The sequence below is a fragment of the Rhizobacter sp. P5_A1 genome (assembly GCF_056400745.1).
Genome location: NZ_JBFUKR010000006.1, coordinates 221082 through 245612, shown reverse-complemented (window position 1 = coordinate 245612; position 24531 = coordinate 221082). Strand labels below are relative to the sequence as shown.

At 68.9% G+C, this 24531-nt stretch carries 27 protein-coding genes; 14 read left to right on the top strand and 13 right to left on the bottom strand.

Annotated features, from left to right (window positions below; translation table 11 throughout):
* Window positions 1-16: 16 nt before the first annotated feature.
* The 3 genes from AC1DTW_RS09150 to AC1DTW_RS09140 are packed head-to-tail and all read right to left on the bottom strand — an operon-like array spanning window position 17 to window position 2249.
* A complete protein-coding gene (locus tag AC1DTW_RS09150) occupies window positions 17-373 on the bottom strand; it encodes a translation initiation factor Sui1 (RefSeq protein ID WP_477980735.1) in 357 nt (118 codons plus the stop codon).
* Complete coding sequence (locus tag AC1DTW_RS09145) at window positions 370-1278, bottom strand: NAD(P)-dependent oxidoreductase (protein WP_477980734.1); 909 nt, start codon at window positions 1276-1278, stop codon at window positions 370-372. The genes AC1DTW_RS09150 and AC1DTW_RS09145 overlap by 4 nt, the downstream gene beginning before the upstream one ends.
* A complete protein-coding gene (locus AC1DTW_RS09140) occupies window positions 1275-2249 on the bottom strand; it encodes a Bug family tripartite tricarboxylate transporter substrate binding protein (protein ID WP_477980786.1) in 975 nt (324 codons plus the stop codon). Before AC1DTW_RS09140 ends, AC1DTW_RS09145 begins: the two co-directional genes overlap by 4 nt.
* A 176-nt stretch (window positions 2250-2425) precedes the next feature.
* On the opposite strand from AC1DTW_RS09140, the gene garD reads away from it, so the two are divergent.
* The 3 genes from garD to AC1DTW_RS09125 all read left to right on the top strand — a co-directional run bounded on the left by garD (window position 2426) and on the right by AC1DTW_RS09125 (window position 5817).
* Entirely contained in the window at window positions 2426-4027 is a 1602-nt protein-coding gene (gene garD / locus AC1DTW_RS09135) for a galactarate dehydratase (RefSeq protein WP_477980733.1), read from the top strand.
* A 102-nt stretch (window positions 4028-4129) separates the two neighbouring features.
* Complete coding sequence (locus tag AC1DTW_RS09130; protein WP_477980732.1) at window positions 4130-5059, top strand: ABC transporter ATP-binding protein; 930 nt, start codon at window positions 4130-4132, stop codon at window positions 5057-5059.
* Window positions 5056-5817: an ABC transporter permease gene (locus AC1DTW_RS09125; RefSeq protein ID WP_477980730.1), complete on the top strand. Its 762-nt coding sequence runs from the start codon at window positions 5056-5058 to the stop codon at window positions 5815-5817. The genes AC1DTW_RS09130 and AC1DTW_RS09125 overlap by 4 nt, the downstream gene beginning before the upstream one ends.
* Here the strand turns inward: AC1DTW_RS09125 and AC1DTW_RS09120 are convergent.
* The 3 genes from AC1DTW_RS09120 to AC1DTW_RS09110 form a co-directional block, all read right to left on the bottom strand.
* Window positions 5814-6266 carry a VOC family protein gene (locus tag AC1DTW_RS09120; RefSeq protein ID WP_477980729.1) on the bottom strand — a complete coding sequence of 151 codons (453 nt, stop codon included), beginning with the start codon at window positions 6264-6266 and terminating at the stop codon, window positions 5814-5816. The two genes, AC1DTW_RS09125 and AC1DTW_RS09120, sit on opposite strands and share 4 nt — an antisense overlap.
* 68 nt (window positions 6267-6334) lie before the next feature.
* On the bottom strand, window positions 6335-7156 hold the full coding sequence (locus tag AC1DTW_RS09115) for a helix-turn-helix domain-containing protein (protein ID WP_477980728.1): 822 nt from the start codon (window positions 7154-7156) through the stop codon (window positions 6335-6337).
* Window positions 7157-8143, bottom strand: coding sequence for an NAD-dependent epimerase/dehydratase family protein (locus AC1DTW_RS09110; protein ID WP_477980727.1), 987 nt, complete (start codon window positions 8141-8143; stop codon window positions 7157-7159).
* Window positions 8144-8270: 127 nt separating this feature from the next.
* Here AC1DTW_RS09110 and AC1DTW_RS09105 point away from each other — a divergent pair, with 127 nt between their 5' ends.
* The 5 genes from AC1DTW_RS09105 to pcaF all read left to right on the top strand — a co-directional run bounded on the left by AC1DTW_RS09105 (window position 8271) and on the right by pcaF (window position 11604).
* Window positions 8271-8591 (top strand): hypothetical protein, encoded by a 321-nt coding sequence (locus AC1DTW_RS09105; protein WP_477980726.1) that lies wholly within the window; start codon window positions 8271-8273, stop codon window positions 8589-8591.
* Window positions 8592-8624: 33 nt separating this feature from the next.
* Complete coding sequence (locus tag AC1DTW_RS09100) at window positions 8625-8933, top strand: hypothetical protein (protein ID WP_477980725.1); 309 nt, start codon at window positions 8625-8627, stop codon at window positions 8931-8933.
* A 97-nt stretch (window positions 8934-9030) separates the two neighbouring features.
* The gene (locus AC1DTW_RS09095) at window positions 9031-9732 is read left to right on the top strand and encodes a 3-oxoacid CoA-transferase subunit A (protein WP_477980723.1); all 702 of its coding nucleotides are present in this window, start codon (window positions 9031-9033) and stop codon (window positions 9730-9732) included.
* A gap of 13 nt (window positions 9733-9745) precedes the next feature.
* Window positions 9746-10381, top strand: coding sequence for a 3-oxoacid CoA-transferase subunit B (locus AC1DTW_RS09090; protein ID WP_477980722.1), 636 nt, complete (start codon window positions 9746-9748; stop codon window positions 10379-10381).
* A 17-nt stretch (window positions 10382-10398) separates the two neighbouring features.
* Window positions 10399-11604: a 3-oxoadipyl-CoA thiolase gene (gene pcaF / locus AC1DTW_RS09085; protein WP_477980721.1), complete on the top strand. Its 1206-nt coding sequence runs from the start codon at window positions 10399-10401 to the stop codon at window positions 11602-11604.
* Between the two features lie 8 nt (window positions 11605-11612).
* Here pcaF and AC1DTW_RS09080 read toward each other — a convergent pair whose 3' ends face one another.
* On the bottom strand, window positions 11613-11903 hold the full coding sequence (locus AC1DTW_RS09080) for a hypothetical protein (RefSeq protein WP_477980720.1): 291 nt from the start codon (window positions 11901-11903) through the stop codon (window positions 11613-11615).
* A 64-nt stretch (window positions 11904-11967) separates the two neighbouring features.
* Here AC1DTW_RS09080 and AC1DTW_RS09075 point away from each other — a divergent pair, with 64 nt between their 5' ends.
* A complete protein-coding gene (locus AC1DTW_RS09075; protein WP_477980719.1) occupies window positions 11968-13095 on the top strand; it encodes an MBL fold metallo-hydrolase in 1128 nt (375 codons plus the stop codon).
* Window positions 13096-13123: 28 nt separating this feature from the next.
* On the opposite strand, the gene AC1DTW_RS09070 is transcribed toward AC1DTW_RS09075, so the two are convergent.
* A complete protein-coding gene (locus tag AC1DTW_RS09070; RefSeq protein ID WP_477980718.1) occupies window positions 13124-13654 on the bottom strand; it encodes an SRPBCC family protein in 531 nt (176 codons plus the stop codon).
* A 40-nt stretch (window positions 13655-13694) separates the two neighbouring features.
* A complete protein-coding gene (locus AC1DTW_RS09065; RefSeq protein ID WP_477980717.1) occupies window positions 13695-14108 on the bottom strand; it encodes a VOC family protein in 414 nt (137 codons plus the stop codon).
* A 449-nt stretch (window positions 14109-14557) separates the two neighbouring features.
* On the opposite strand from AC1DTW_RS09065, the gene AC1DTW_RS09060 reads away from it, so the two are divergent.
* Genes AC1DTW_RS09060 through AC1DTW_RS09050 form a run of 3 tightly spaced genes read left to right on the top strand, consistent with a single transcriptional unit; the run spans window position 14558 to window position 17981 of the window.
* The gene (locus AC1DTW_RS09060) at window positions 14558-16240 is read left to right on the top strand and encodes a type I restriction-modification system subunit M (protein WP_477980716.1); all 1683 of its coding nucleotides are present in this window, start codon (window positions 14558-14560) and stop codon (window positions 16238-16240) included.
* On the top strand, window positions 16230-17357 hold the full coding sequence (locus AC1DTW_RS09055; protein WP_477980715.1) for a virulence RhuM family protein: 1128 nt from the start codon (window positions 16230-16232) through the stop codon (window positions 17355-17357). Before AC1DTW_RS09060 ends, AC1DTW_RS09055 begins: the two co-directional genes overlap by 11 nt.
* Window positions 17358-17381: 24 nt before the next feature.
* On the top strand, window positions 17382-17981 hold the full coding sequence (locus AC1DTW_RS09050; protein WP_477980714.1) for a type I restriction enzyme endonuclease domain-containing protein: 600 nt from the start codon (window positions 17382-17384) through the stop codon (window positions 17979-17981).
* Between the two features lie 213 nt (window positions 17982-18194).
* Here AC1DTW_RS09050 and AC1DTW_RS09045 read toward each other — a convergent pair whose 3' ends face one another.
* Together AC1DTW_RS09045 and AC1DTW_RS09040 are read right to left on the bottom strand one after the other, a co-directional pair.
* Window positions 18195-20129: a B12-binding domain-containing radical SAM protein gene (locus AC1DTW_RS09045; protein WP_477980713.1), complete on the bottom strand. Its 1935-nt coding sequence runs from the start codon at window positions 20127-20129 to the stop codon at window positions 18195-18197.
* Between the two features lie 43 nt (window positions 20130-20172).
* The gene (locus AC1DTW_RS09040) at window positions 20173-20532 is read right to left on the bottom strand and encodes a PRC-barrel domain-containing protein (protein WP_477980712.1); all 360 of its coding nucleotides are present in this window, start codon (window positions 20530-20532) and stop codon (window positions 20173-20175) included.
* A 199-nt stretch (window positions 20533-20731) separates the two neighbouring features.
* Between AC1DTW_RS09040 and AC1DTW_RS09035 the strand changes: the two genes are divergently transcribed.
* Window positions 20732-21763: a septal ring lytic transglycosylase RlpA family protein gene (locus AC1DTW_RS09035; protein WP_477980711.1), complete on the top strand. Its 1032-nt coding sequence runs from the start codon at window positions 20732-20734 to the stop codon at window positions 21761-21763.
* Between the two features lie 2 nt (window positions 21764-21765).
* On the opposite strand, the gene AC1DTW_RS09030 is transcribed toward AC1DTW_RS09035, so the two are convergent.
* Window positions 21766-23022: an RNA polymerase sigma factor gene (locus AC1DTW_RS09030; protein WP_477980710.1), complete on the bottom strand. Its 1257-nt coding sequence runs from the start codon at window positions 23020-23022 to the stop codon at window positions 21766-21768.
* Between the two features lie 2 nt (window positions 23023-23024).
* Window positions 23025-23372, bottom strand: a complete 348-nt coding sequence (locus AC1DTW_RS09025) for a YciI family protein (protein ID WP_477980709.1) — start codon at window positions 23370-23372, stop codon at window positions 23025-23027.
* A 221-nt stretch (window positions 23373-23593) separates the two neighbouring features.
* Here AC1DTW_RS09025 and AC1DTW_RS09020 point away from each other — a divergent pair, with 221 nt between their 5' ends.
* Entirely contained in the window at window positions 23594-24508 is a 915-nt protein-coding gene (locus AC1DTW_RS09020) for a caspase family protein (protein ID WP_477980708.1), read from the top strand.
* The last annotated feature ends 23 nt before the right edge of the window (window positions 24509-24531 follow it).

Here is a 24531-nt window from a genome sequence, read left to right as displayed (position 1 = left end):
CATTCGCTGCGCGGGCTCAGCCGCCGGCGCGCTTGGCGATCCAGCCGTCCTGCTTCAGCCGATCGATCACGCGCTCGCAGTGGTCGCCCTGGATCTCGATCACGCCGTCTTTCACGGTGCCGCCCGAGCCGCAGGCGGCCTTCAGCTGTTTGCCGAGCGCGGCGAGTGCGGCGGCGTCGAGCGCGAGGCCCTTGACCAGCGTCACGCCCTTGCCGGCGCGGCCCTTGGTCTCGCGCGAGACGCGCACGATGCCGTCGCCCGCCGGCGCCGATTTCTGGCCACAGACGCAGGCGTCGACCGGCTGGCGGCAGCCCGGGCACATGCGGCCGCTGTCGGTCGAATAGACCAGCCCGCCGGTCGATCGGCTCTTCATCGGCGCACGATCTTCGCGCCGGTCAGCTGCTCCTGCGCCTCGACCAGCGCCGGCACGTACTTGGCCCCAAAGCCGAGCGCACTCGCGAGCGCGAGCGACTGGTGCACCGCTTCGCCGACGATCGACGGCACGTTCAGCGATTCGGCCAGGTGCGTGTAGTAGCGCAGGTCCTTGCGCGCGTTGTCGAGCTCGAACCTGAGGCCGGCCATGTCACCGCCGAGCGTCTTCGCCATCGCCTGGAACAAGCCGGAATTGACCGCGCCGGCCGAGACCAGCTCGACCAGCTTGGCCAGGTCGACCCCGGCGCGCTGGCCGACCGCGAAGGCCTCGGCGGTCGCGGTGCAGATCGCCTGCGCGATGAAGTTGTTCAGCAGCTTGATCGTGTGGCCCGCGCCGGGGCCGCCGACGTGGATCACGTTCTCGGCGAAGCCCGTGATCACCGGCTGCAGCAGCGCGAAGTGCGCGTCGCTGGCGCCGACCATCACGTTGAGCTTGCCGAGCTCGGCCTCGACCGGCGTGCGCGCGAGCGGCGCATCGATGAACGCGACACCGGCGGCCGCGCACTGCTCGCGCAGCCGGGTCGTCGAATCGGGTTCGCTGGTCGAGCAGTCGACGATCAGCAGGCCCTCTGTCGCGGTCGAGAGCAGCCCGTTCGCGCCGGTCACCGCGGCCTCGACCTGCGGCGAGCCGGTGACGCAGATGAACACGATGTCGCACGACGTTGCCAGCGCGGCCGGCGAGCTCGCCTCGGTCGCGCCGGCGGCGAGCAGGTCGGCGACGCGCTCGCGGTTGCGGTGCACCGTCAGCGCGAGCGGGTGGCCCTTCGCGCGCAGGTTCTTCGCGATGCCGTGGCCCATCATTCCCGATGCGCCGATGAAGCCGATCTTCTGCATGGTGGTGTTCACTCCAGCTTGATGTTCGCGGCCTTGATCACCGCGGCCCACTTCGCGACCTCGGCCTTCTGGAACGCGGCGATCTGCTCGATCGTCAGGTCGGCGCCCTGCATGCCGAGCTTGGCGATGCGCTCCTGGATCTCGGGCTCCTTCATGATCTTGCCGATCTCTGCATGCAGCCGATCGACGATCGCCTTCGGCGTGCCGGCCGGCGCGAAGATCGCCTGCCACGAGGTCACTTCGTAATCGGCCAGGCCCGGCACGCCGCTCTCGGCGACGGTCGGCACGTTCGGCATCGACGGCAGGCGCCTGGCCGAGCTGACCGCAATCGCGCGCAGCTTGCCGCTGTCGATGTGCGGGCCGGCGACGACGCTGGTGTCGAACATCATGTCGACCTGGCCGCCGATCACGTCCTGAATCGCCGGGCCGCTGCCCTTGTACGGGATGTGCGTGATGTCGACGCCCGCCTTCCACTTCAGCAGCTCCAGCGCGAGGTGCTGCGAGGTGCCGCTGCCGGCCGAGGCCGAGCTCAGCGGCTTCTTCGCCTTCGCTGCGGCGACGATGTCGGCGAGCGTCTTGTACGGGCTCGCCTGGTTCACGACCAGCACGACCGGGTTCGTGCCGATCAGCGTGATCGGCGTGAATGACTTGATCGGGTCGTAGCCGAGCTTCGGGTACAGGCTGACGTTGATCGCGTGCGAGCTGACCGTGCCGCCGAGCAGCGTGTAGCCGTCCGGCGCGGCGCGCGCCGCGATCTCGGAGCCGAGGCCGCCGCCGGCGCCGCCGCGGTTGTCGACGACGATTGTCGTGCCGAGCGCCGCGCCGAGCTTCTGGCCGATCAGGCGCCCGAGCACGTCGGTCGTACCGCCGGCCGGGAACGGCACGATGTAGGTGATCGGCTTGCCGGGCCATTTGTCCTGCGCGCGGGCGGCGCCGGTGAGCCAGCCGAGGGCGGCGGCGAGGGTGACGGTACGGCGGGTCATCAACATGCGAAAAGTCTCCTGGTTCCAAACGTATGACGATTGTCGCAAAGTGGCGCCGCGTCAATCGGTGCTGATGCCCAGCGCTGCAACCGGGCGAAAGAATTGCCCGAGAATCATCACCGCGTCGGCGCCGCAACTCCCGCGCGCCAGCTTCACCCCCGAGCCCGCCACCTGCCATGTCCCAGCTCCCCGTTCGCCCGCCGCTGTTCATCACGATGCACCCGCTCGACAACGTCGCGATCGTCGCGAACGATGGAGGGCTGCCGGCCGGCACGGTGTTCGCGTCCGGGTTGACGCTGGTCGACAAGGTGCCGCAGGGGCACAAGGTCGCGCTGGTCGACATCGAGGCCGGCGCCGCGGTGCGGCGCTACAACGTCGTGATCGGCCGTGCGATGCGCGCGATTCCTGCCGGCAGCTGGGTCCACGAGCGCCTGCTCGAGATGCCCGACGCGCGCTCGCTCGAGGGCCTGCCGATCGCCACGATCAAACCCGCCGCGCTGCCGCCGCTCGACGGCCACACCTTCGAGGGCTACCGCAACGCCGACGGTTCGGTCGGCTCGCGCAACATCCTCGCGATCACGACGACGGTGCAGTGCGTGGCCGGCGTGCTCGAGTTCGCGGTCGGGCGCATCAAGGCCGAGCTGCTGCCGAAGTACCCGAACGTCGACGATGTCGTCGGGCTCGAGCACAGCTATGGCTGCGGCGTCGCGATCGACGCGCCGGACGCGATCATCCCGATCCGCACCTTGCGCAACATCAGCCTGAACCCGAACTTCGGCGGCGAGGTGATGGTCGTGAGCCTGGGCTGCGAGAAGCTGCAGCCGGAGCGGCTGCTGCCGCCGGGGTCGTTCGCGATCGTCGACGAGCGCAACGTCGCCGACATCGGCGCGACCGAAGAGCCGGCGCTCGATGTCGTCTGCCTGCAGGACGAAGCGCATGTCGGCTTCATGTCGATGATCGACTCGATCATGGCCACCGCCGAGGAGCACCTCGAGCGCCTGAACGCGCGCCGGCGCGAGACCTGCCCGGCGAGTGCGCTCGTCGTCGGCGTGCAGTGCGGTGGCAGCGATGCGTTCAGCGGCGTCACCGCGAACCCGGCGGTCGGCTTCTGCACCGACCTGCTGGTGCGCGCCGGCGCAACCGTGATGTTCAGCGAGACGACCGAAGTGCGCGACGGCATCGACCAGCTCACTGCGCGCGCGACCACACCCGAGGTCGCCGACGCGATGATCCGCGAGATGGCCTGGTACGACGCCTACCTCGCGAAGGGCCGCGTCGACCGCAGCGCGAACACGACACCGGGCAACAAGAAGGGCGGCCTGTCGAACATCGTCGAGAAGGCGATGGGCTCGATCGTCAAGAGCGGCAGCGCGCCGATCTCGGGCGTGCTGTCGCCCGGCGAGAAGCTGCGCGACCGCGGCATCAAGAGCGGCCTGGTCTACGCGGCGACACCCGCCAGCGACTTCATCTGCGGCACCCTGCAGCTCGCCGCCGGCATCAACCTGCACGTCTTCACGACCGGCCGCGGCACGCCCTACGGCCTGGCCGAGGTGCCGGTGATCAAGGTCGCGACGCGCAGCGACCTGGCGCGCCGCTGGCACGACCTGATGGACCTGAACGCCGGACGCATCGCCGATGGCGACGCGACGATCGAGGAGCTCGGCTGGGAGCTCTTCCGCCTGATGCTCGATGTCGCCAGCGGCCGCAGGAAGACCTGGGCGGAACACTGGAAGCTGCACAACGCGCTGGTGCTGTTCAACCCGGCGCCGGTGACCTGAGCTTCGAACGGCGCATGCGGCGCGGCGCGCCAGCGGCGATACTGGCCGGCCGCGCCGACCGGCCGCGGCGCTTCACGCGTCACTCACTGCCGCCAGGATCTCATGCCAGCCATCATCTCCGTCGCCGATGTCTCGAAGACCTACGCATCCGGCTTTCACGCGCTCGACCACATCGATCTCGAGATCCAGCAGGGCGAGATCTTCGCGCTGCTGGGCCCGAACGGCGCCGGCAAGACCACGCTGATCGGGTTGATCTGCGGCATCGTGCGGCTCGACCAGGGCCGCGTCACGGTCGCCGGGCTCGACATCGGCGCCGACTACCGCGCGGTGCGCGCGATGATCGGCCTGGTGCCGCAGGAGCTGACGACCGACGCGTTCGAGACCGTGTGGGCGACCGTGTCGTTCAGCCGCGGCCTGTTCGGCAAGCCGGCGGACCCGGCGCACATCGAGAAGACGCTGCGCGCGCTGTCGCTGTGGGACAAGAAGGACAACAAGATCATGCAGCTCTCGGGCGGCATGAAGCGCCGCGTGATGATCGCGAAGGCCTTGTCGCACGAACCGCGCGTGCTGTTCCTCGACGAGCCGACCGCCGGCGTCGATGTCGCGCTTCGCAAGGACATGTGGGCGATGGTGCGCCAGCTGCGCGAATCCGGCGTCACGATCGTGCTGACGACGCACTACATCGAAGAGGCCGAGGACATGGCCGACCGCGTCGGCGTGATCAGCCACGGCAAGATCATCCTCGTCGAAGACAAGGTCACGCTGATGCACAAGCTCGGCAAGAAGCAGCTGACGCTGCAACTGCAGGCGCCGCTCGCGCAGATACCGGCCAGCCTCGCCGCGCACGGGCTGACGACCAGCGCCGACGGCAACGAACTCACCTACGTCTACGATCCGCGCGCCTCGCAGGGTGCGGTGGCGGCGCTGCTCGAAGACCTCGGCCGCGCCGGCATCCAGCTGCGCGACCTGCACACGACGCAGAGCTCGCTCGAAGACATCTTCGTCAACCTGGTCCAGGAGTCGGCACGATGAACCTGCACGCGATCCGCGCGATCTACCGCTTCGAGATGGCGCGCACCTGGCGCACGATCACGCAAAGCATCATCTCGCCGGTGCTCTCGACCGCGCTTTATTTCGTCGTCTTCGGCTCGGCGATCGGCTCGCGCATCGACCGCATCGACGGCGTCACCTACGGCGCGTTCATCGTGCCCGGGCTGATCATGCTGTCGGTGCTGACGCAGAGCATCTCGAACGCGTCGTTCGGCATCTACTTTCCGAAGTTCACCGGCACGATCTACGAGCTGCTCTCGGCGCCGATCTCGCATGTCGAGATCGTGCTGAGTTATGTCGGCGCCGCGGCGACCAAGTCGGTGGTGATCGGGCTGATCATCCTCGGCACCGCCGCGGTGTTCGTGCCGATCCACATCGAGCACCCGGTGTGGATGTTCCTGTTCCTGGTGCTCACAGCCGTCACGTTCAGCCTGTTCGGCTTCATCATCGGCATCTGGGCCGACGGCTTCGAGAAGCTGCAGCTGATCCCGATGCTGATCGTGATGCCGCTGACCTTTCTCGGCGGACCGTTCTATTCGATCAAGATGCTGCCCGCGGTGTGGCAGAAGCTCTCGATGCTGAACCCGTCGGTCTACCTGATCAGCGGCTTTCGCTGGAGCTTCTTCGGCAGCGCCGAGATGCACATCGGCATCAGTTTCTCGGTGACGCTGGTGTTCTTCTTCGGCGCGTTGGGCGTCGCGACCTGGATCCTGCGGACCGGCTGGCGGATCAAGTCCTAGCACTGGCTGTTCTTCATGATCTCGTCGTAGCGGCGCTGCATTTCCTGCGGCGTGACGGCCTCGATCTCGTGGCCGAGCAGCCATTGGTGGCCGAACGGGTCCAGCACGCGGCACGAGCGTTCGCCGTAGAACTGGTCGACCGGCGGCATCTGCAGCGTCGCGCCGAGCGCGACCACGTGTGCCGCCAACGCGTCGCAGTCGTCGACATGCAGATGGATCGACGCGCCGAGCACGCTGCTGCCGGCCTGCGGCGCGAGCAGACCATATTCCGGATAGGCCTCGCTGAGCATCAGCACGATCGGGCCGAGTTGCAGTTCCGCGTGGCCGATCCGGCCCGACGGCTCGGTGAGCCGGAACTTCTCGACCGCGCCGAACGCACGGCCGTAGAAGTCGATCGCGCGCGCGGCGTCGTTGACGCGCAGGTAGGGGAAAACTTCATGGATCTTCATCGTCGCTGCTCCGTGAGGCTGAGGGTCGAAGGCTAGGTCGAACGTCGCTCTCAGTCTTGAAGAAAATTTCAGGCGCAGGCCACGTGCGTCGCGAAGGCGGTCGCGTGGCGGCGATAGTGCCCCGGCGTCATCCCGGCGAGCTGCACGAACTGGCGCGTCAGGTGCGCCTGGTCGGCGTAGCCCGCGTCTGCCGCGAGTGCCGCCCACGGGTCGCGCGACGGCGCTGCACGCAGCAGGGCCTGGAAGCGCATCAGTGCGGCATGGCGCTTCGGCGTCAGGCCGCAGGCCGCGCGGTAGCGCGCGATGAAGGTCGCAGCGGCGAAGCCGCTGGCGCGCTGCACCGCGCCGACCGCGGCGCCGCCGCCGAGCTGCCGCGTCGCCCATTCGACCATCGCGTCGGGCGTGACGCCGACGCGCAGACGGCGCAGCAGGGCTTGTTCGAGGCCGCGCAGGCGCCGCTGCGGGTCGTCGAGGCCGCCGGCCGACCCGAGCTGCTCGCGCAGCTCGTCGGCCAGGCCCGGCCAGACATCGTCGAGCGACAGCGTCAGGCCGGCGAAGGCCTGCGCCGGTTCGGCCCGGAATCCCGCCAGGCCGCCTGGCCAGAAATGCGCGCCGACGACGAGCGCGGCATGCGAGGTGTCGCGCAACGCGGAACGCTCCTGCGCGCCCTGCAACACGCCGCCGGCGAAGCTTCGGCCGAGCGCATCGTTCGCATGCTCGAAGCGCCGCAGGCATTGCCCGTCGAGCGCGATGACCAGGTCGGCGCAGCCGGTCGGCAGGCCCCACTCGCGGGCGTGCGCCAGGCCGGTGGTGCGGTGATTTGTCCACAGCGTCGCGATGAAGCGATCGAGCGGCGCGACCGGGCAGCGGCTGTGGAACCCCTCGGTCATCTAGCGCACCGGATACGGCCCGTCGGCGCTGAAGCGCGTCGCGTGGTAGCCCTTGCTGCCGATCTGCTGCGCGAGCGCGCTGCGGTGGTCGGCGCCGGCGCGCAGCCGCTCGATCGCCGCGGCGAAGTCGAAGCGCGGGCGCCAGCCGAGCTCGTCGCGGGCCTTCGCGTTGACGTAGACGCGGTCGATGTCTGGAAACATCGCCCAGCCGCGGCGGCGGTACTCGGCCTCGAACTGCGGCACGTGGCGTGCGACCGCGGCGGGCAGATCGTCGCGCAGCGCCTGCAACTCGTCGCTGCCGAACGGCGAGGTCGCGCTGATGATGTAGCGCCCGAACCCGATCTGCGCGGCGCGCTCGATCGCGCAGAGCTGCGCCGCGACCACGTCGTCGATGTCGACGCGCCGGTTCAGCAGTTCGTTGACCTGGGCATTCGCCGGGCTGTAGCGCTCGCGCGCCTGGGGGTCGTCGTCGGGCTCGGGGAAGAAGCGCGAGGTGCGCAGCACGATGCACGGCAGCCCATGGCGGCGCTGGAACAGTTCGCACAGGTCTTCGGCGGCGACCTTGGTGACCCCGTAGATGTTCTTCGGCACCGGCCGCAGCGTCTCAGTGACCCAGGCCGCCGGCGCGCCGGGCGGCGGCGTCAGCGCGCCACCGAAGGTGCTGGTCGTGCTGGTGAACACGAACGCGCCGACCTGTCCCGCCGCGGCCTCTTCGAGCAGGTTCAGCGTGCCGGTGATGTTGGTGTCGACGAAGTCCTGCGCGCTGTGCGTGCCGACATGCGGCTTGTGCAGCGTGGCGGTGTGCAGCACCGCGTCGACGCCGCGCAGGCAGCGTGCGACCAGCGCGCGGTCGGCGATCGAGCCGACGTGGGTCGTGAACGGCGATGCCAGCACGTCGACGCCGAGCGCCTCGTGCGGCGTTTCGCGCAGGCGGCGCATCAGCGCTTCGCCGAGGTGCCCGGCGCTGCCGGTGACGAGAATCCTCATCGGCAAAAGTTTAGCGGCGATTGACCGGTGCGTAGGACGCTGCCGACAGCGCGGCGCGACCTCGACCGGTGGTTCGTCGACGCGGCCGACCCTACCGTCGGGGCTTCCGCAACCTCGAGGGGCCGACATGGACCGTACCCGACTGATCCTGATCGCCGCGCTGCTCATCGGCGCTTCATCGACCGCGGCGCTGGCCGCCGACCCGGGCTCCGAGGCCGCCCGGCAGCAGCGCATGGACCAGGCCTACGACGACTACCGCAACGTGCAGCCGGGTCCGGCAGAGCGCACCGAGAACGCCATCAAGCGCGGGGCGCACCGCGCCGGTTCGGCGATCAAGCATGGCGCGCAGAAGGTCGGTCACGCGGTCGGCAAGGGCGTGCGCAAGACCGGGCAGGCGATCAAGCGAGGCGGCGAGAAGCTCGAAGACGGCGCGACGCCCAAGCAGTAGCATCCGCGAATCGCAAGCGGAGGGGGAGCCGCCATGAAGGTGTTCGCCGTTTCCAAGGTGCGGCTCGACCAGGACGGGCGCGTCACGCACGTCTACTGGGGCGAAGTGAACACGCGCAAGAACGACTGGGCCGCGCCCGAGACGGTCGTACCGGTGATCGACGCGGTGCGCGCGATCCACGACGGCCACCAGGTGTTCGCGTTGTTCCCGTCGACGCATGGCCATCTGCCGGAGCGGCGTTTCATCGTCGTCGACTATGACAGCGGCTGGGAGACCATCTCGCTCGACGGCCCGCCGACGCACGAGCGCGAGGTGCACGACATGGAGCGCATCGAGCGGTAGCGCGGCTCCTGCCGACTGAGGCTATTCTTCGGGTTTGCCGTCGCGCCCCCGGGTGCGTCGTTCCCCAGCACTCCCGAAGAAAAGGCCCAGCCCCGCGATGGTCAACAAACAGGTCGCGTCCGTTGCGGACGCCGTCGCCGGCACGCCCGATGGCGCCACGGTGATGATCGGCGGCTTCGGCGGCGCCGGCCAGCCGAACGAACTGATCGACGCGCTGATCGCCCAGGGCGCGCGCGATCTCGTGATCGTCAACAACAACGCCGGCAACGGCGAGACCGGCCTGGCGGCGCTGCTGAAGGCCGGGCGCGTGCGCAAGATCATCTGCTCGTTCCCGCGCCAGGCCGACTCGCAGGTCTTCGACGGCCTGTACCGCAGCGGCCAGCTCGAACTCGAGCTCGTGCCGCAGGGCAACCTGGCCGAGCGCATCCGCGCCGCCGGCGCCGGCATCGGCGGATTCTTCTCGCCGACCGGCTACGGCACCGAGCTCGCGAAGGGCAAGGAAACGCGCCAGATCGACGGCCGCATGTACGTGCTCGAGTCGCCGATCCATGCCGACCTGGCGCTGATCAAGGCCGAGCGCGGCGACCGCTGGGGCAACCTGACCTACCGCAAGACCGCGCGCAACTTCGGGCCGATCATGGCGACGGCCGCGAAGCTGACGGTCGCGTCGGTGCACGAGTTCGTCGAGCTCGGCGAACTCGACCCGGAGAACATCGTGACGCCGGGCATCTTCGTGCAGCGCGTCGTCCAGGTGCCGCGCAGCGCCACCGGCCCCGCCGGCTTCAAGCAAGCGGCCTGACGGAGACGCCACCATGCAAAAACTCAACCGCGTGCAGATGGCCGCCCGCGTCGCGCGCGACATCCCCGAAGGCGCCTACGTGAACCTCGGCATCGGCCTGCCGACGCTGGTCGCGAACCACCTGCCGAAAGAGCGCGAGATCTTCCTGCACAGCGAGAACGGCCTGCTCGGCATGGGCCCGGCGCCGGCGCCCGGCGCGGAAGATTACGACCTGATCAACGCCGGCAAGCAGCCGGTCACGCTGCTGCCCGGCGGCGCGTACTTCCACCACGCCGACAGTTTCGCGATGATGCGCGGCGGCCACCTCGACATCTGCGTGCTCGGCGCGTTCCAGGTCTCGGTCGGCGGCGACCTCGCGAACTGGCACACCGGGGGCGCCGATGCGATCCCCGCGGTCGGCGGCGCGATGGATCTGGCGATCGGCGCAAGGGCGACCTTCGTGATGATGGAGCACCTGACCAAGCAGGGCGAGAGCAAGATCGTCACGCAGTGCAGCTACCCGCTGACCGGCATCGGCTGCGTCAGCCGCATCTACACCGACCTCGCGGTGATCGACGTGACGCCGCAGGGCCTGAAGGTCGTCGAGATCGTCGACGGCCTGTCGTTCGAAGAATTGCAGACGCTCAGCGGTGTGCCGCTGATCGCATGAGCACAGGAGATCTCGCCATGACCACCCCCGCCTTCATCTGCGACGCGATCCGCACCCCGTTCGGCCGCTACGCCGGCGCGCTCAGTTCGGTGCGCACCGACGACCTCGGCGCGATCCCGATCCGCGCGCTGATGGCGCGCAACCCGAAGGTCGACTGGGCCGCGGTCGCCGACGTGATCTACGGCTGCGCGAACCAGGCCGGCGAAGACAATCGCAACGTCGCGCGCATGGCCGCGCTGCTCGCCGGGCTGCCGCTCGACGTGCCCGGCTCGACGGTGAACCGCCTGTGCGGCTCCGGCATGGACGCGATCGGCACCGCCGCGCGCGCGATCAAGTCGGGCGAGGCGCAGCTGATGATCGCCGGCGGCGTCGAGAGCATGAGCCGCGCGCCGTTCGTGATGCCGAAGGCCGAGAGCGCGTTCAGCCGCAGCAACGCGGTCTACGACACGACGATCGGCTGGCGCTTCGTCAACAAGCTGATGAAGCAGCAGTACGGCGTCGACTCGATGCCCGAGACCGCCGAGAACGTCGCGACCGATTTCAGGATCGAGCGCGAGGCGCAGGACCGCATGGCGCTGGCCTCGCAGCTCAAGGCCGTCGCGGCGCAGCAGAGCGGCTTCTTCGACGCCGAGATCACGCCGGTCAGCGTCGCGCAGAAGAAGGGCGAGCCGATCAGCGTGACGAAAGACGAGCACCCGCGCGAGACCTCGATGGAAGCGCTCGGCAAGCTCAAGGGCGTCGTGCGCCCCGATGGCACCGTGACCGCCGGCAACGCCTCGGGCGTCAACGACGGCGCCTGCGCGCTGCTGCTCGCGAGCGAAGCGGCGGCTGCGCGCCACGGGCTGACGCCGCGCGCCCGCGTCGTCGGCATGGCCACCGCCGGCGTCGCCCCGCGCATCATGGGCTTCGGCCCGGCGCCGGCGACGCGCAAGGTGCTCGAGCTGACCGGCCTGTCGCTGGCGCAGATCGACGTGATCGAACTCAACGAGGCCTTTGCCGCGCAGGGCCTCGCGGTGCTGCGCGACCTCGGCCTCGCCGACGACGATGCGCGCGTGAACCCGAACGGCGGCGCGATCGCGCTCGGTCACCCGCTTGGCGCGAGCGGCGCGCGGCTCGTGACGACCGCGGTCAACCAGCTGCACCAGACCCGCGGCCGCTACGCGCTGTGCACGATGTGCATCGGCGTCGGCCAGGGCATCGCGATCGTCGTCGAACGGGTCTAGCGGCAGCGCTATACGTCGAGCGTGTAGACCTCGGCGGCCGCGCGTTCGGCCGCGCTATGGCTTTGCAGCGCGCGATCCCATTCGGCGCCGCCTGCGTCGCGCGCGGCATTGAGGCCGCGCGTCATCACCGCGACCTCTTCGGTGCTCGCATCGAACTCGGCGACCTGCTCGCGTGTCTCGCTGAACAGCCGCGCGAGCGATTCGCCAGCCGCGTCGATCACCACGAGATAGCGCACGCGCTGGCGCAGAGCGCCGTGGACGTGCGTGCCATGCGATTCGATGCCGAAGCCCTGACCCATGCGGCGATCTTGCCATGCAACCCGGCGTATCGTGCGGCTTTTGCAATCCGGGGTGGCAGCGCAGATGAAATCACTCGGCAAACGACCGGAAGGCGCTCGGCTCGAGCGCATCAAGGCCTCGAAGCTGTGGTCCGGCGAAACGTTTCGCAACCTGCACCCGATCGCGCCGGGGCTGCGCGACCTGAGCGCGCCGAAGCCGACGCTGAGCGAGTTCCTGTGCGGCGGCCCGCGCCGCGTGCCGCGCGCGGCGCTGCCGTCGCTGAACCCGCTCGAGACCTGGGCGAAGCCGCCCGACACCGGGCTGCGTGCGACCTGGCTCGGCCACTCGACCGTGCTGATCGAGATCGACGGCCGGCGCGTGCTGACCGATCCGGTCTGGGGCCCGCGCGCGTCGCCGTCGCGCATCGCCGGGCCGAAGCGCTTCCAGCCGGTGCCGGTGGCGCTGAGCGCATTGCCGCCGATCGACCTCGTGCTCGTCTCGCACGACCACTACGACCACCTCGACTACCCGACGATCCGCGAGCTCGCACGCACGAACGTGCCGTTCGTGACCTCGCTCGGCGTCGGTGCGCACCTCGAGGCCTTCGGCATCGCGCCCGAACGGATCACCGAGCTCGACTGGTGGGAATCGCACACGCTGCCAGGCTCCGAGCTGACGATCACCGCGGCCCCGTCGCAGCACTTCTCGGGCCGCGGGCTGAAAGATCGCAACGCGACACTGTGGTCGTCGCTGGCGATCCGCGGCGCGAAGCACTCGGTCTTCTTCAGCGGCGACACCGGCCTGACGAGCGAGTACGCATCGATCCGCGAACGCCTCGGCCGGTTCGATCTGGTGATGCTCGAGGTCGGCGCGTTCCACCCGTCGTGGGGCGACATCCACCTCGGGCCCGAGCACGCGCTCGAAGCCTACAAGCTGCTCGGCGGCGGCGCGTTCCTGCCGGTGCACTGGGGCACGTTCGCGCTCGCGGTGCATGATTGGGACGAGCCCGCCGAGACGCTGCTCGCGCTCGGCCCGAAGCAGGGTGCGCAACTCGTGATGCCGCGGCTCGGCGAGCCGGTCGAGCCGTCGCGGGCCGAGACCGTCACGCCGTGGTGGCGCGAGGTCGATGTGCGCGAGCGCGCGCCGCGAGCACCCACGCCCGATGCCGAACCGATGACGCTGCCGAAGTCGATGCCCTGGCCGATCGACTGAAATGACGACCCCAAGGTCGCCTGCGGCATCACTTCTCGGCCAGCGCCTTCAGGTTCGCGAGGCCCTCTTCGAAGTCCTTGCCGATCATCGTGTCCATGTTCACGAACACCTGCATCAGCTTCGAGACAAACGGCGTCGGGCCGCGCATCGACCAGTTCAGCTGGGTGCCGGCGTCGCCCTGCGGCGTCAGCGTGAACTCGGCGATGTCGTGGCCTTCGAAGGGCTTGATGAAGTCGAGCTGGATGCCGACCTTGCGGGCCGGCACCGATTCGATGATCTCCATGCGGCCCGCGCCGGCCTTGCCGTTGCCTTCCCACGCGTAGGTCGCGCCCTTGCCGGCCGCCGACCCGCCGAGCGTGCGCTTCATCGCCGGGTCGAGCTTTTCCCAGGGCGACCACTCGGGCCAGCGGTGAAAGTCGTTCAGCACCGCGAAGACCTTCTCGGGCGGCGCCTTGATCGTCGCCGAGCGCTGCACGCTGAACGTGTCGGGCTTGGTCGAGGCGAAGATCAGCACGCCGGCGACCAGCGCGGCGACGATGAGGGCGATGGTCTTCAGCATGCTTCTTCTCCCCGGCGGTTGTTGTTCTCGGGCCGCGCGATCAGGCGGTGCTGACGAGCACCATCCAGCCGACGCCGAAGCGGTCGGTCAACATGCCGAACTTCGGCGAGAAGAAGGTCTTCGTCAGCGGCATCTTGACCTCCCCACCGGCGCCCAGCGCGGCGAACAGCTTGTCCGCCTCGGCCTCGTCCTTCGCGGCGAGCGACAGCGTGAAGCCTTGAAACGTCGGATGACCGGTGCAGTCGTCGGCCGCCATCAGGTTGTTGGCGCCGATCTGCAGGCTCATGTGCATCACCTTGTTCTCATAGCCGGGCGGCACCATGCCGGGCGGGTGCGGCTCGGGGCTGTCGCGGTAGCGCATCATCATCGTGACTTCCGCACCGATGGCCTTCTTGTAGAACTCGGCGGCCTCTTCGCAGCGGCCATCGAAGAACAGGTAGGGGGCGAGTTGCATCTCTGTCTCCTTGAGGGTTCGGGCGTCGTGCGCCCTCGAGGAAGATAGCGGATGCGCTGGCCGACATCCAGCCCCCAGTTCACTCGCCGGTGGACACGGATCAGCGTGGCAACACCGGGCGCCGACGCGGTGTCAGTGTCAGAGCCGGTTGACTGCCTCCGAGCCTCGCGAGGCGGCGCGCGCTCTCTCGTCCATGGCGTTGTGCGCCACGGCGCGACGCATGGAAGGCGGCTGCGGTCTTGGCTGTCGGTCGACCCCTGCAGTCCTTCGACGCGCAACTGCGGATCGGCTATGCGGTGGCGCAAGCGTTCTCGGTCGGCCTGGTCTTCTTGATACCATGCCGCCTGCCACCGGCTACGAGAGCTGCGTCGCCAGCCAACGGTGGGTAGTAGCCGAGACTTTGGCTGTCGCCCAGCTCGCCGGATAGGACGAGTCCAAACGGAGCCCTGATGGCGATTGCCGACACCAACAACACCGACCTTGCACGTGCCGAGATTCTTTGGAAGGCGGCTGATACGCTGCGCGGACAGGTGGATGCCGCTGAATACAAACACGTCGTCCTTGGCCTACTTTTCCTAAAGTACATCTCGGACTCTTTCGAGGCGCGGCGTGAGGAATTGAAGGCTGAGCTGGCCACCGATGGCATCACCGGACCACACCTTGAAAGTTTGCTGGAGAACCGCGACGAGTACACCGCCGAACGGGTTTTCTGGGTGCCTCCCGAGGCACGCTGGCAGAACCTCCAGAACCAGGCTGCCCGCCCTGAGATCGCCACACTGATCGACGACGCCATCCTTGCCGTCGAGCGCGACAACCCGAACCTCAAGGGCAAGCTGCCGCGGGACTACGCCCGCCGTGGCATCGCGCCGGAGAAGATGAACGAACTGGTCAAGCTGATCGCGGACATCGGCTTCAAGGGTGACCGATCCAAGGCGCGCGACACGCTCGGCCGCGTCTACGAATACTTCCTCAGCAAGTTCGCCGCCGCCGAAGGCAAGCTTGGCGGCGAGTTCTTCACGCCGCGCAGCATCGTGCGCCTACTGGTCGAGATGCTCGAACCGTACGTGGGTCGCGTGTACGACCCCTGCTGCGGCTCCGCCGGCATGTTCGTGCAGTCGGAGCGCTTCGTGGAAGCGCACGGCGGGCAGAAGACCGACCTCTCGATCTTCGGCCAGGAGTCCAACCCCACCACCTGGCGGCTGGCGCACATGAACCTCGCCATCCGCGGCATCGAGGCCAACCTCGGTGCGCAGCCGGCCGACAGCTTTCTGCGCGATCTACACCCGGACCTCAAGGCCGACTACATCCTCGCCAACCCGCCGTTCAACATTTCGGACTGGTCGGGCAAGCTGCTGGCTGAAAACGTGCGCTGGCGCTACGGTACCCCGCCTGTTGGCAATGCCAACTATGCGTGGATTCAGCACTTCATCCACCACCTGGCCCCGCCCAACGGTCGTGGCGGCGGCGTGGCCGGCTTCGTGATGGCGAACGGCTCGCTCTCTTCAGGCTCCGGTGGCGAGGGCGAGATCCGCCAACGCATCGTCGAGGCCGACCTGGTGGAGTGCATCGTCGCGCTGCCGGCCCAGCTCTTCCTGACCACCGGCATCCCCGCCTGCCTGTGGTTTCTCACCCGCGACAAGACCGGCCGCAACCTGAAGCACGGCGGGCGCAACCGCCAAGGCGAGACGCTCTTCATCGACGCGCGCAAGCTCGGCGCGATGCAGACGCGCACGCTGCGCGTGCTGACCGGCGGCGACGATGGCGAGAGCATGCTGGCCGACGGCATGGGTGACCCGAACTTCGATTCCGACCTCGGCCGCGTCGTCTACGCCTTCCGCCAGTGGCGCGGCGAGCCTGCGCCCGCGTGGTGGAACGAGGCGCAGCATGGCACCTGGGCCTACCGCGACATCCCCGGTTTCTGCAAGGCCGAAACGATCGCCGGTATCGGCAAGCATGGCTTCGTGCTCACCCCTGGCCGCTACGTCGGCGCCGAGGAGCAAGTGGACGACGGCGAACCGTTCGCCGAGAAGTACCCGCGTTTGCTGGCTGAACTGGAGGCGTGCTTTGGCGAGGGCGAGCGCTTGATGGCCGTCGTGCGTGAGCAATTGAAAAAGGTGGGCGATGCCCGATAAGACCGAGCCAACTGAGCCGGCGCCGCCAGACGGTCAGGTCCTCATCTATCAGGATGGGGCCACCCACCTCCAAGTGCGCCTGGAGGGCCGCACCGTGTGGCTGTCGCAGCGCCTGATCGCCGAGCTATTTCAGGTATCGGTGAAGACAGCCAACGAGCACCTGGTCAACATCTACGGCGAGGGAGAACTCGCCCCGGAGGCAACTATCCGGAGTTTCCGGATAGTTCAAACCGAGGGCAGCCGACAGGTCAGCCGGGCTGTCGACCACTACAGCCTCGACGCGATCTTGGCCGTCGGCTATCGGGTCCGCTCCGCCCGCGGCACCGCGTTCCGACAGTGGGCCACCGCCCGCTTGTCCGAGCTGCTGGTCAAGGGCTTCACGCTGGACGACGAGCGATTGAAGGAAGGCCGATCCCTCGGCACCGACTACTTCGACGAGCTGCTCGAGCGAATCCGCGCCATCCGCGCCTCCGAGCGGATGTTCTATCAAAAGATCACCGACATCTACGCGACCAGCATCGACTACGACGCGGCCCACCCGCTCAGCCAGACCTTCTTCGCCACCGTACAGAACAAGCTGCACTTCGCCATCCACGGCGGCACCGCCGCGGAGGTCATCAGGGGCCGTGCCGACGCGGTGAAGCCCAACATGGGCCTGACCACGTGGAAGAACGCGCCGCACGGCCCCATCCGGAAGGCCGATGTTTCCGTCGCCAAGAACTACCTGTCGCAGGCAGAGATCACCGAACTCAACCGCGCCGTGACCATGTACTTGGATTTCGCCGAAGACCAGGCTCGGCGGAAGAAGACCATGCACATGGCCGAATGGGTGCAGCGGCTCGACGCCTTTTTGCAGTTCAACGAGCGCAACATCCTTACCCACGCGGGCGCTGTCTCGCATCAGCTGGCCGAGGAACATGCGCACGCGCAGTTCGAGCAATACGACGCTGGGCGCCGACGATTGGAGGCCGCGCAGCCAAGTAGCGATTTCGACCGAGCGGTCTCGGACGTGAAGCGGCTGGGGGCCGGCGCAGCACCGGCGCGAGGGCGAGGAGCGAAGACAACAGCGAAGAAACCTGTCCGGAAGGATAGGACGGGAGGCGGCAGGGATGAATGAAGCTCTAACTTGCCAAGTGCCGTTATGACGAGCAACTGGCAGGAAGTGGCCGTGGTAGATCTTGCGGCGAAGTCCTCTAACGCACTGGCAACAGGCCCCTTCGGTTCTGCGATCAGCTCGAGATTCTTTGAGCCGATCGGCGTGCCCGTCATAAGAGGAAGCAATCTAACCGACACCCTAGATCTGCGACTGATTGACGAAAACCTCGTCTTCGTCAGCCCGGCCAAAGCGTCCGAGTTCGCACGCTCAATTGTTCGCCGAGGCGATCTCATCTTCACATGCTGGGGCACTGTCGGCCAAGTCGGTTTGATAGACGAGAGCCACGGACAAGAGCTCGGCCTGAGCAGCGAAGAGACTGCGTTCTACGACGCGCTCGCCGAGAACGGCTCGGCGAGAGAGGTGATGAAGAGCGACACATTGCGACTGATGGCACGCGAGCTGACCGAAATGGTCAAGAAGATGCCCAAGCTCGACTGGACCGAGCGCGAGTCGGTGCGGGCAACATTGCGCCGCAATGTTCGCCGGCTGCTGGCCAGGTACGGCTACCCGCCGGATCTCGCGGAAGGAGCGACGTTGCTCGTGTTGCGACAGGCGGAATTGTCGACGGAAAACTCGCAGCAGTAGAAGTGGCTTTCGCTCAGTCTCGGAAGGCCGAACTACCGCATGCACGAGGCGGCCCCGAGCGAGCGCGAATGCTTGGCCTCCAGTGGCGGTAGTCAATCTTGAGGAGCTGCCAAGTTGAAGCGGTCACTCGCTCGGTCGAGGTGAGCGTCAGGGAAACTGCCCGAGGGTGGAAGAGCGGACACACCCCCACGGCTCAATGCGGTGAATTTCACTTCAGGCCGATGCGGCCGCCAGCGCCCGTGCGATGCGGTGGCGCGGCACCTTGGTCTTCGGCACCGGGCCGGCGAACCAACTGCGCACGTCTTCATCGAGCCCGATGCCGTGCATGTAGTTGTAGAGCGCCTTCTTCAGCGCCAGGCCGAGCGCGTCGTGGTCGGTGCCGGTCGGATCGACGAAGCCGATGTCGTTCTTCGCGAATGCGGTGTTCGGCGGCAGCGTCGGCAGCGCCTGCAACGTGACGCCGTACTCGCTCGGGTCACGGCCGACCGGCGAGTGCACCGTACACGCGAAGCGGTGGAAGAAGCCCGACTGGATGCAGCCGGCCTCGAACAACTGGCGCACGTACTCGAGCGCGTCGACCGTGTCCTGCACGGTCTGGGTCGGGAAGCCGTACATCAGGTACGCGTGGACCAGGATGCCGGCGTCGGAGAACGCCTTCGTCACGCGCGCGACCTGTTCGACCGAGACGCCCTTCTTCATCAGGTTCAGCAGCCGGTCGGAGGCGACCTCGAGCCCGCCCGAGATCGCGATGCAGCCGCTGTCGGCGAGCTGCTGGCAGAGCTCGGCGCTGAACGACTTCTCGAAGCGGATGTTGCCCCACCACGAGATCGAAAGCTGCCGCCGCTGCAACTCGGCGGCGAGCGTCTTCAAGGCCTTCGGCGGCGCGGCCTCGTCGACGAAGTGGAAGCCGGTCTGGCCGGTCTCGCCGACGATCGCCTCGATGCGGTCGACGAGCAGCGCGGCCGAGGCGCCTTCGTAGCGCGAGATGTAGTCCAGGCTCACGTCGCAGAAGCTGCACTTCTTCCAGTAGCAGCCGTGTGCGACGGTCAGCTTGTTCCAGCGCCCGTCCGACCACAGCCGGTGCATCGGGTTGAGCATGTCGAGCAGCGACAGGTAGCGCGCGAGCGGCAAGCCGTCCCAGGTCGGCGTGCCGATCTCGGCGAACGCGATGTCGGCCTCGATCCACTGGATGTAGTCGACACGCCGCGTGCCGGGGTCTCGCGCGAACGTGCGCACCAGGCGCTGGCGCGAGCGCTTGCCCTGCAGGTGCTCGAGCAGCGCGAGCAGCGGGCGCTCGCCGGCGTCGAGCGTGACGAAATCGAAGTGATCGAACACGCGCGGCTCGGCGAGCTCGCGCAACTCGGTGTTGACGAAGCCGCCGCCGAGCACCGTGACGATCGCCGGGTCGAAGGCCTTGATCGCCTGCGCGATCCGGAACGCCGCGTAGACCGAACCGGGGAACGGCACCGAGACCAGCACGACCTGCGGCGCATGGCGGCGCACGGCCGCCAGCGTCAGATCGACCAGCGTGCGGTCGATCAGGTTCGGCGCTGCGGCGAGCGCGTCGGCGAGCGGCTCGAAGGTCGGCTGGCTCTGCGCCAGCGATTCGGCGTAGCGCACGAACTCGAAGCGCGGGTCGACCGCGTCGCGCAGCACGTCGGCGACGTCGTTCAGGTAGAGCGTCGCGAGGTGCCGCGCGCGGTCTTGCATGCCGAGCGCGCCGAAGGCCCAGGCGAGCGGGTCTTCGCCCTCCTCGGCGATGTAGACCTCGAGCGAATCGAAGCGCGGGCCTTCCGGGAGAAAGCTTCGGCTGGCGATGCGATGGCCGATCGTCGGATCGCGGCCTTGCAGGAACGCGATCGTCGGGTCGATCGTCGCGAGATAGCGGTCGAACTGCGCGACGAACGCGTCGACGCGCGGCGTGCGTTCAGGCTGCGCGTCGATCGTTGCGCGCAACTGGCGCAGCCCGTCGGCCGAGAACAAGGTCAACACCAGCGCGAGCGCGAGGTCTTCCTGCACGGCATCGACGCCGCGCGAGCGCAGGAACCCGGTCAGGTACGCGGTCGACGGATACGGCGTGTTCAGCTGCGTCATCGGCGGGATCACCGAGAGCACGCGCAGCGGCAAAGGAAGTGGGGCGGCCGGCATGGCCCGAGTCTGCCACGCAGCGGCCGCTCTTCAGGCGCGCGGGTTACCAGTCGATGCCGTAGTAGGTGTTGACGCGCTTGCTGTACTCCGGCGTGTAGTCGGGCAGGTTGTCGAGCGAGTAGCGCGGCGCCTTCTCGAGCTTGGCCTTGTCGAGCGGGACGACGTAGCCGTCCTTCGCGGTGTCGTACTTCAGCATGCCCCACGGCAGCGGATAGCGGTCGGTGCCGATGCCGAGAAAGCCGCCGAATTCGAGCACCGCGTAGCGGACCTGGCCGGAGCGCTTGTCGATCATCAGGTCGTCGATGGAGCCGAGCTTGTCGCCTTCCGGGTTGTAGACCGTGGTGCCTTCGACCATGTCGGACGAGATCACGTCGCTGGTGACGGTGGAGGTGGCGGTGTTCATCGAGTCTCCTTGGAGGCAGGGTTGGAAATGGAGTCCGCGCGCAGGGCGCGGTGCGTGTTCGGCGGCATCGCGCCGACGGGCCCATTTATCCGCCTCGCCCGGGCGCGCGAGGATCGGTCGTGCGCCCGAGCCCTTGTAGGAAACGGTTGACGCATGCCGTCACCGCTGGCGCGGGGCGCCTCGTGTATGGTCTGGCCCCATGCAATCGACCGATCGGCTCCGCGCCTGGATGCGGGCGCGCACGCCGCTCGGCGCCGCCGCACTGTTGTGCGCGGCCGTGCTCGCGGGCTGCGCCTCGGGGCCGCAGCGCGGGCCGTCTTCCGAGCGCGACGGCGCCGACGCGAATCCGCCGACCGATCTCGCGCGCGTCGCCGACGCCGAGCCGCGGCTCGAGCCGATCCGCAGCGGCGGCCCCAACAAGCCCTACGAGGTGCTCGGCCGCAGCTACCTGCCGATCACGCAGGATGCGCCGTTCACCGAGCGTGGTCTTGCGTCGTGGTACGGCCGCAAGTTCCATGGCCGGCGCACCGCGAGCGGCGAGGTCTACAACATGTATGCGATGACGGCGGCGCACCCGACGCTGCCGATCCCGAGCTACGCGCGCATCCGCAATCCGGCGAACGGCCGCGAGGTGGTCGTGCGCATCAACGACCGCGGGCCTTTCCACTCGAGCCGCATCGTCGACCTCAGCTACACCGCGGCGCTGAAGCTCGACCTGCTGCGCGGTGTCGCGCCGGTCGAGCTGCAGCGCATCACGTTCGACGAGATTCGCACCGGCGCGTGGCGGCGCGGCGGCGAGGGCGAGCCGGTGCAAGTGGCGGCGCGTGGCGGCGCGGAGGCGACGGTGCCGGCCGCGGCGATCGTGCCGATTTCGACGGCGCCGGCAAGCGCCGAAGCCGCGCCGGTCGCATCGACGGAGCCCGCGGGGGCACTGGCCGACCCGGCGGCCGTGCCGGTCGCCGACGCGCCCGCGGCACGCGCGTTCACGACGCCGGCGCGCGGCTTCTGGGTCCAGCTCGGCGCGTTCCGCGCGCGCGACGGCGCCGAGAGTTTCCAGCAGCGCGTCGCGGCCGAGATGGACTGGCTCTCGCCGCTGCTCGCGGTCTTCAGCGACGCCGCGCTGTTCCGCCTGCAGGCCGGCCCGTATCCGAGCCGCGACGAGGCGCGCAGCGTCGCCGAGCGCGTGCGCGACGGGCTGAAGCTGGTGCCGGTGGTCGTCGAGCGGCGCTGAGTTCAGGCGTCGCCTGCGGCCAGTGCCCCGCGCCGCTCCTGCAGAAAGCGGCGCACCGATGCATCGGCCTCGAGCCCGATCGCGCGGGCGTAGGCCGCGTCGGCCGCGAGCCGGTCGCCGGTGCGTGCGAGCAGGCCGGCGCGCGCGGCCCAGAACGGCTGGTAGTCGGCGAGGCGCGCGTCGGCGGCGATCGCATCGAGCGCGGCGAGCCCCTCGGCCGCGCCGCGCGTCTCGGCGATCGCGACCGCGCGGTTGATCGCGACGACCGGCGAACCGGTCAGCGCCAGCAGCGCGTCGTAGAGCTGCGCGATCGCGGGCCAGTCGGCGCGGCCGGTGCGGCGCCGGACCACGTGGGCCGACTGCAGCGCGGCCTCGAGCTGGTAGCGGCCGATCGTGCCGAGCCGGCTCGCGCGGCGCAGCAGGGCCTCGGCGTGATCGATCGCGGCGGCATCCCAGTGCGCAGGATCCTGCTCGGCGAGCGGCACGTAGCGGCCCTGCGCATCGCGCCGCGCGGCGCGCCGCGCGTGGGCATGCAGCATCAGCGCGAGCAGGCCGAGTGCCTCGGGTTCGTCGGGCAACAGCGCGACGATCAGCTGGCCGAGCCAGATGCCTTCCTCGGTCAGATTGCGGTGCCGTGCCTCGGTACCGGTGGGGTCGGACCAGCCCTCGCTGAACGCCGCGTAGATCGCCTCGAGCACCGAGGCCAGCCGCTCGGGCAGGTCGTCGTGGCCGGGCAGGCGAAACGGGATGCCGGCGCGCTTGATCTTGGCCTTCGCGCGCACCAGCCGCTGGCCCATCGTCGCGGGCGCGACGAGAAACGCCGAGGCGATTGTCGCGGCGTCGAAGCCGAGGATGGTCTGCAGCATCAGCGGCGCGCGCACGCTGTGCTCGATCGCCGGGTGCGCGCAGGCGAACAGCAGCAGCAGGCGATCGTCGGGGATCGCACGCGGCGCTTCGTCGTCGGTCGAGAGCTCGCCGAACCCGAACAGCAGCAGATCGGCGGCCGCTTCGTCATGGGTGCGGCGGCGGCGCGCGGCATCGATCGCCTGGCGCCGCGCGGCGGTCAACAGCCACGCCTCGGGGTTGGCCGGCACGCCTTGCTCGGGCCAGTGGCGCAGCGCCGATTCGAACGCGGCCGCGAGCGCATCCTCGGCCGCGGCGACATCGCGCGTGCGCGCCGCCACGAACGCAACGAGCTTGCCGTAGCTGCGCCGCGCCGCAGCCTCGGCGGCCGCGGCCGCGGTGGCCGCATCGGGCATCGTCACATGGCCCAGACCGGCCGCACCTCGATCGTGCCGTAGCTCGAACTCGGGCAGCGCGCCGCCCAGGCGAGCGCGGCGTCGAGGTCGGGCACGTCGATCAGGTAGTAGCCGCCGAGCTGCTCGCGCGTCTCGGCGTACGGCCCGTTCAACACCTCGGTCTTGCCGCCGCGCACGCGCACCGAGGTGGCATCGCTGGTCGGGCGCAGGCGTTCGCCGGCCTGCAGCGCGCCGGCCTTGGCCAGCGCCTCGGTGTAGGCGCCGTAGGCCTGCATGATCTTGCCGATCTCGTCGGCTGGCATCGCGCTTTCTTCCTTCTCGCTGGCGTAGATCATCAACAGGTATTTCATCGTCGATCTCCTTGAGGGTGGCGACGCGGCGATCTCGCCGCATCGAGGCCATGACGTTCGGTTCGCGGCGCTTTCGACAGGCGCTGGCAGATTCCTGTTCGCATCCCGCGAGTCAGTATGCGCGCCGCGTTCCGCCGCCCCATGATCTAGGGCTGGCAACCCCGCGGGGTGGCGCCCATCATGCCGCGCACTCGGGCTGCGACGACAGGAAGGAATACAGCATGGCCGGCAACTCCTCCACGACCCGCGCTCCTGCCGCCGTCAAGCCGAAGGGGCTGGCGCTCAACATCGGGCTGAACAGTGTCAGCGCGGCCGCGTACGGCGGCTGGGACGGCCCGCTCGCCGCCTGCGAATTCGATGCCAACGACATGGCGGCGATCGCCCGTTCGAAGGGCATCAAGGCGACCGTGCTGCTGACGAAGAAGGCGACGCGCGCCCACGTGCTCGCCGCGCTGCGCGGCGCCGCGAAGGCGCTGAAGGCGGGCGACTTCTTCCTGCTGACCTACTCCGGCCACGGCGGCCAGGTGCCCGACACGAACAACGAGGAGCCCGACAAGAAGGACGAGACCTGGTGCCTTTACGACGGTCAGCTGATCGACGACGAGATCTACTTCGAGCTCAGCCGCTTCGCCGCCGGCGTGCGCATCCTCGTGCTCTCCGACAGCTGCCACAGCGGCAGCATCACGCGCGAGATCGCGCCGCCGCCGCCGCCGCCCGGGCAGCGCGTCAAGCTGATGCCCGAGGCCGTCGGCCGCCGCGTCTATGACGAACACCAGGCCTTCTACGACAAGCTGCAGGCCGATGTCGCGGCGGCCGCGCGCAAGAGCTTCGCCGATCCCGATGCCGCGCTCGCGCTGGTCGGCAGCGCGGCCGAAGCGAGCGCGCTGGTCGGCCGCTTCCGCCCCGCGGTGATCCTGATCTCGGGTTGCCAGGACAACCAGACCTCGATGGACGGCGAGCACAACGGCGCGTTCACCGAGCAGCTGCTGAAGGTCTGGGACCGCGGTGCATTCCGCGGCGACTACAACGCCTTCCACATCGCGATCCGCGCGGGTCTGCCGCGCACCCAGTCGCCGAACCTGTTCGTGCTCGGAACGGCCGCGAAATTCCTGAAGCAGAAGCCCTTCACGGTCTAGGGCCACCACGAGCAGGAGCCTGC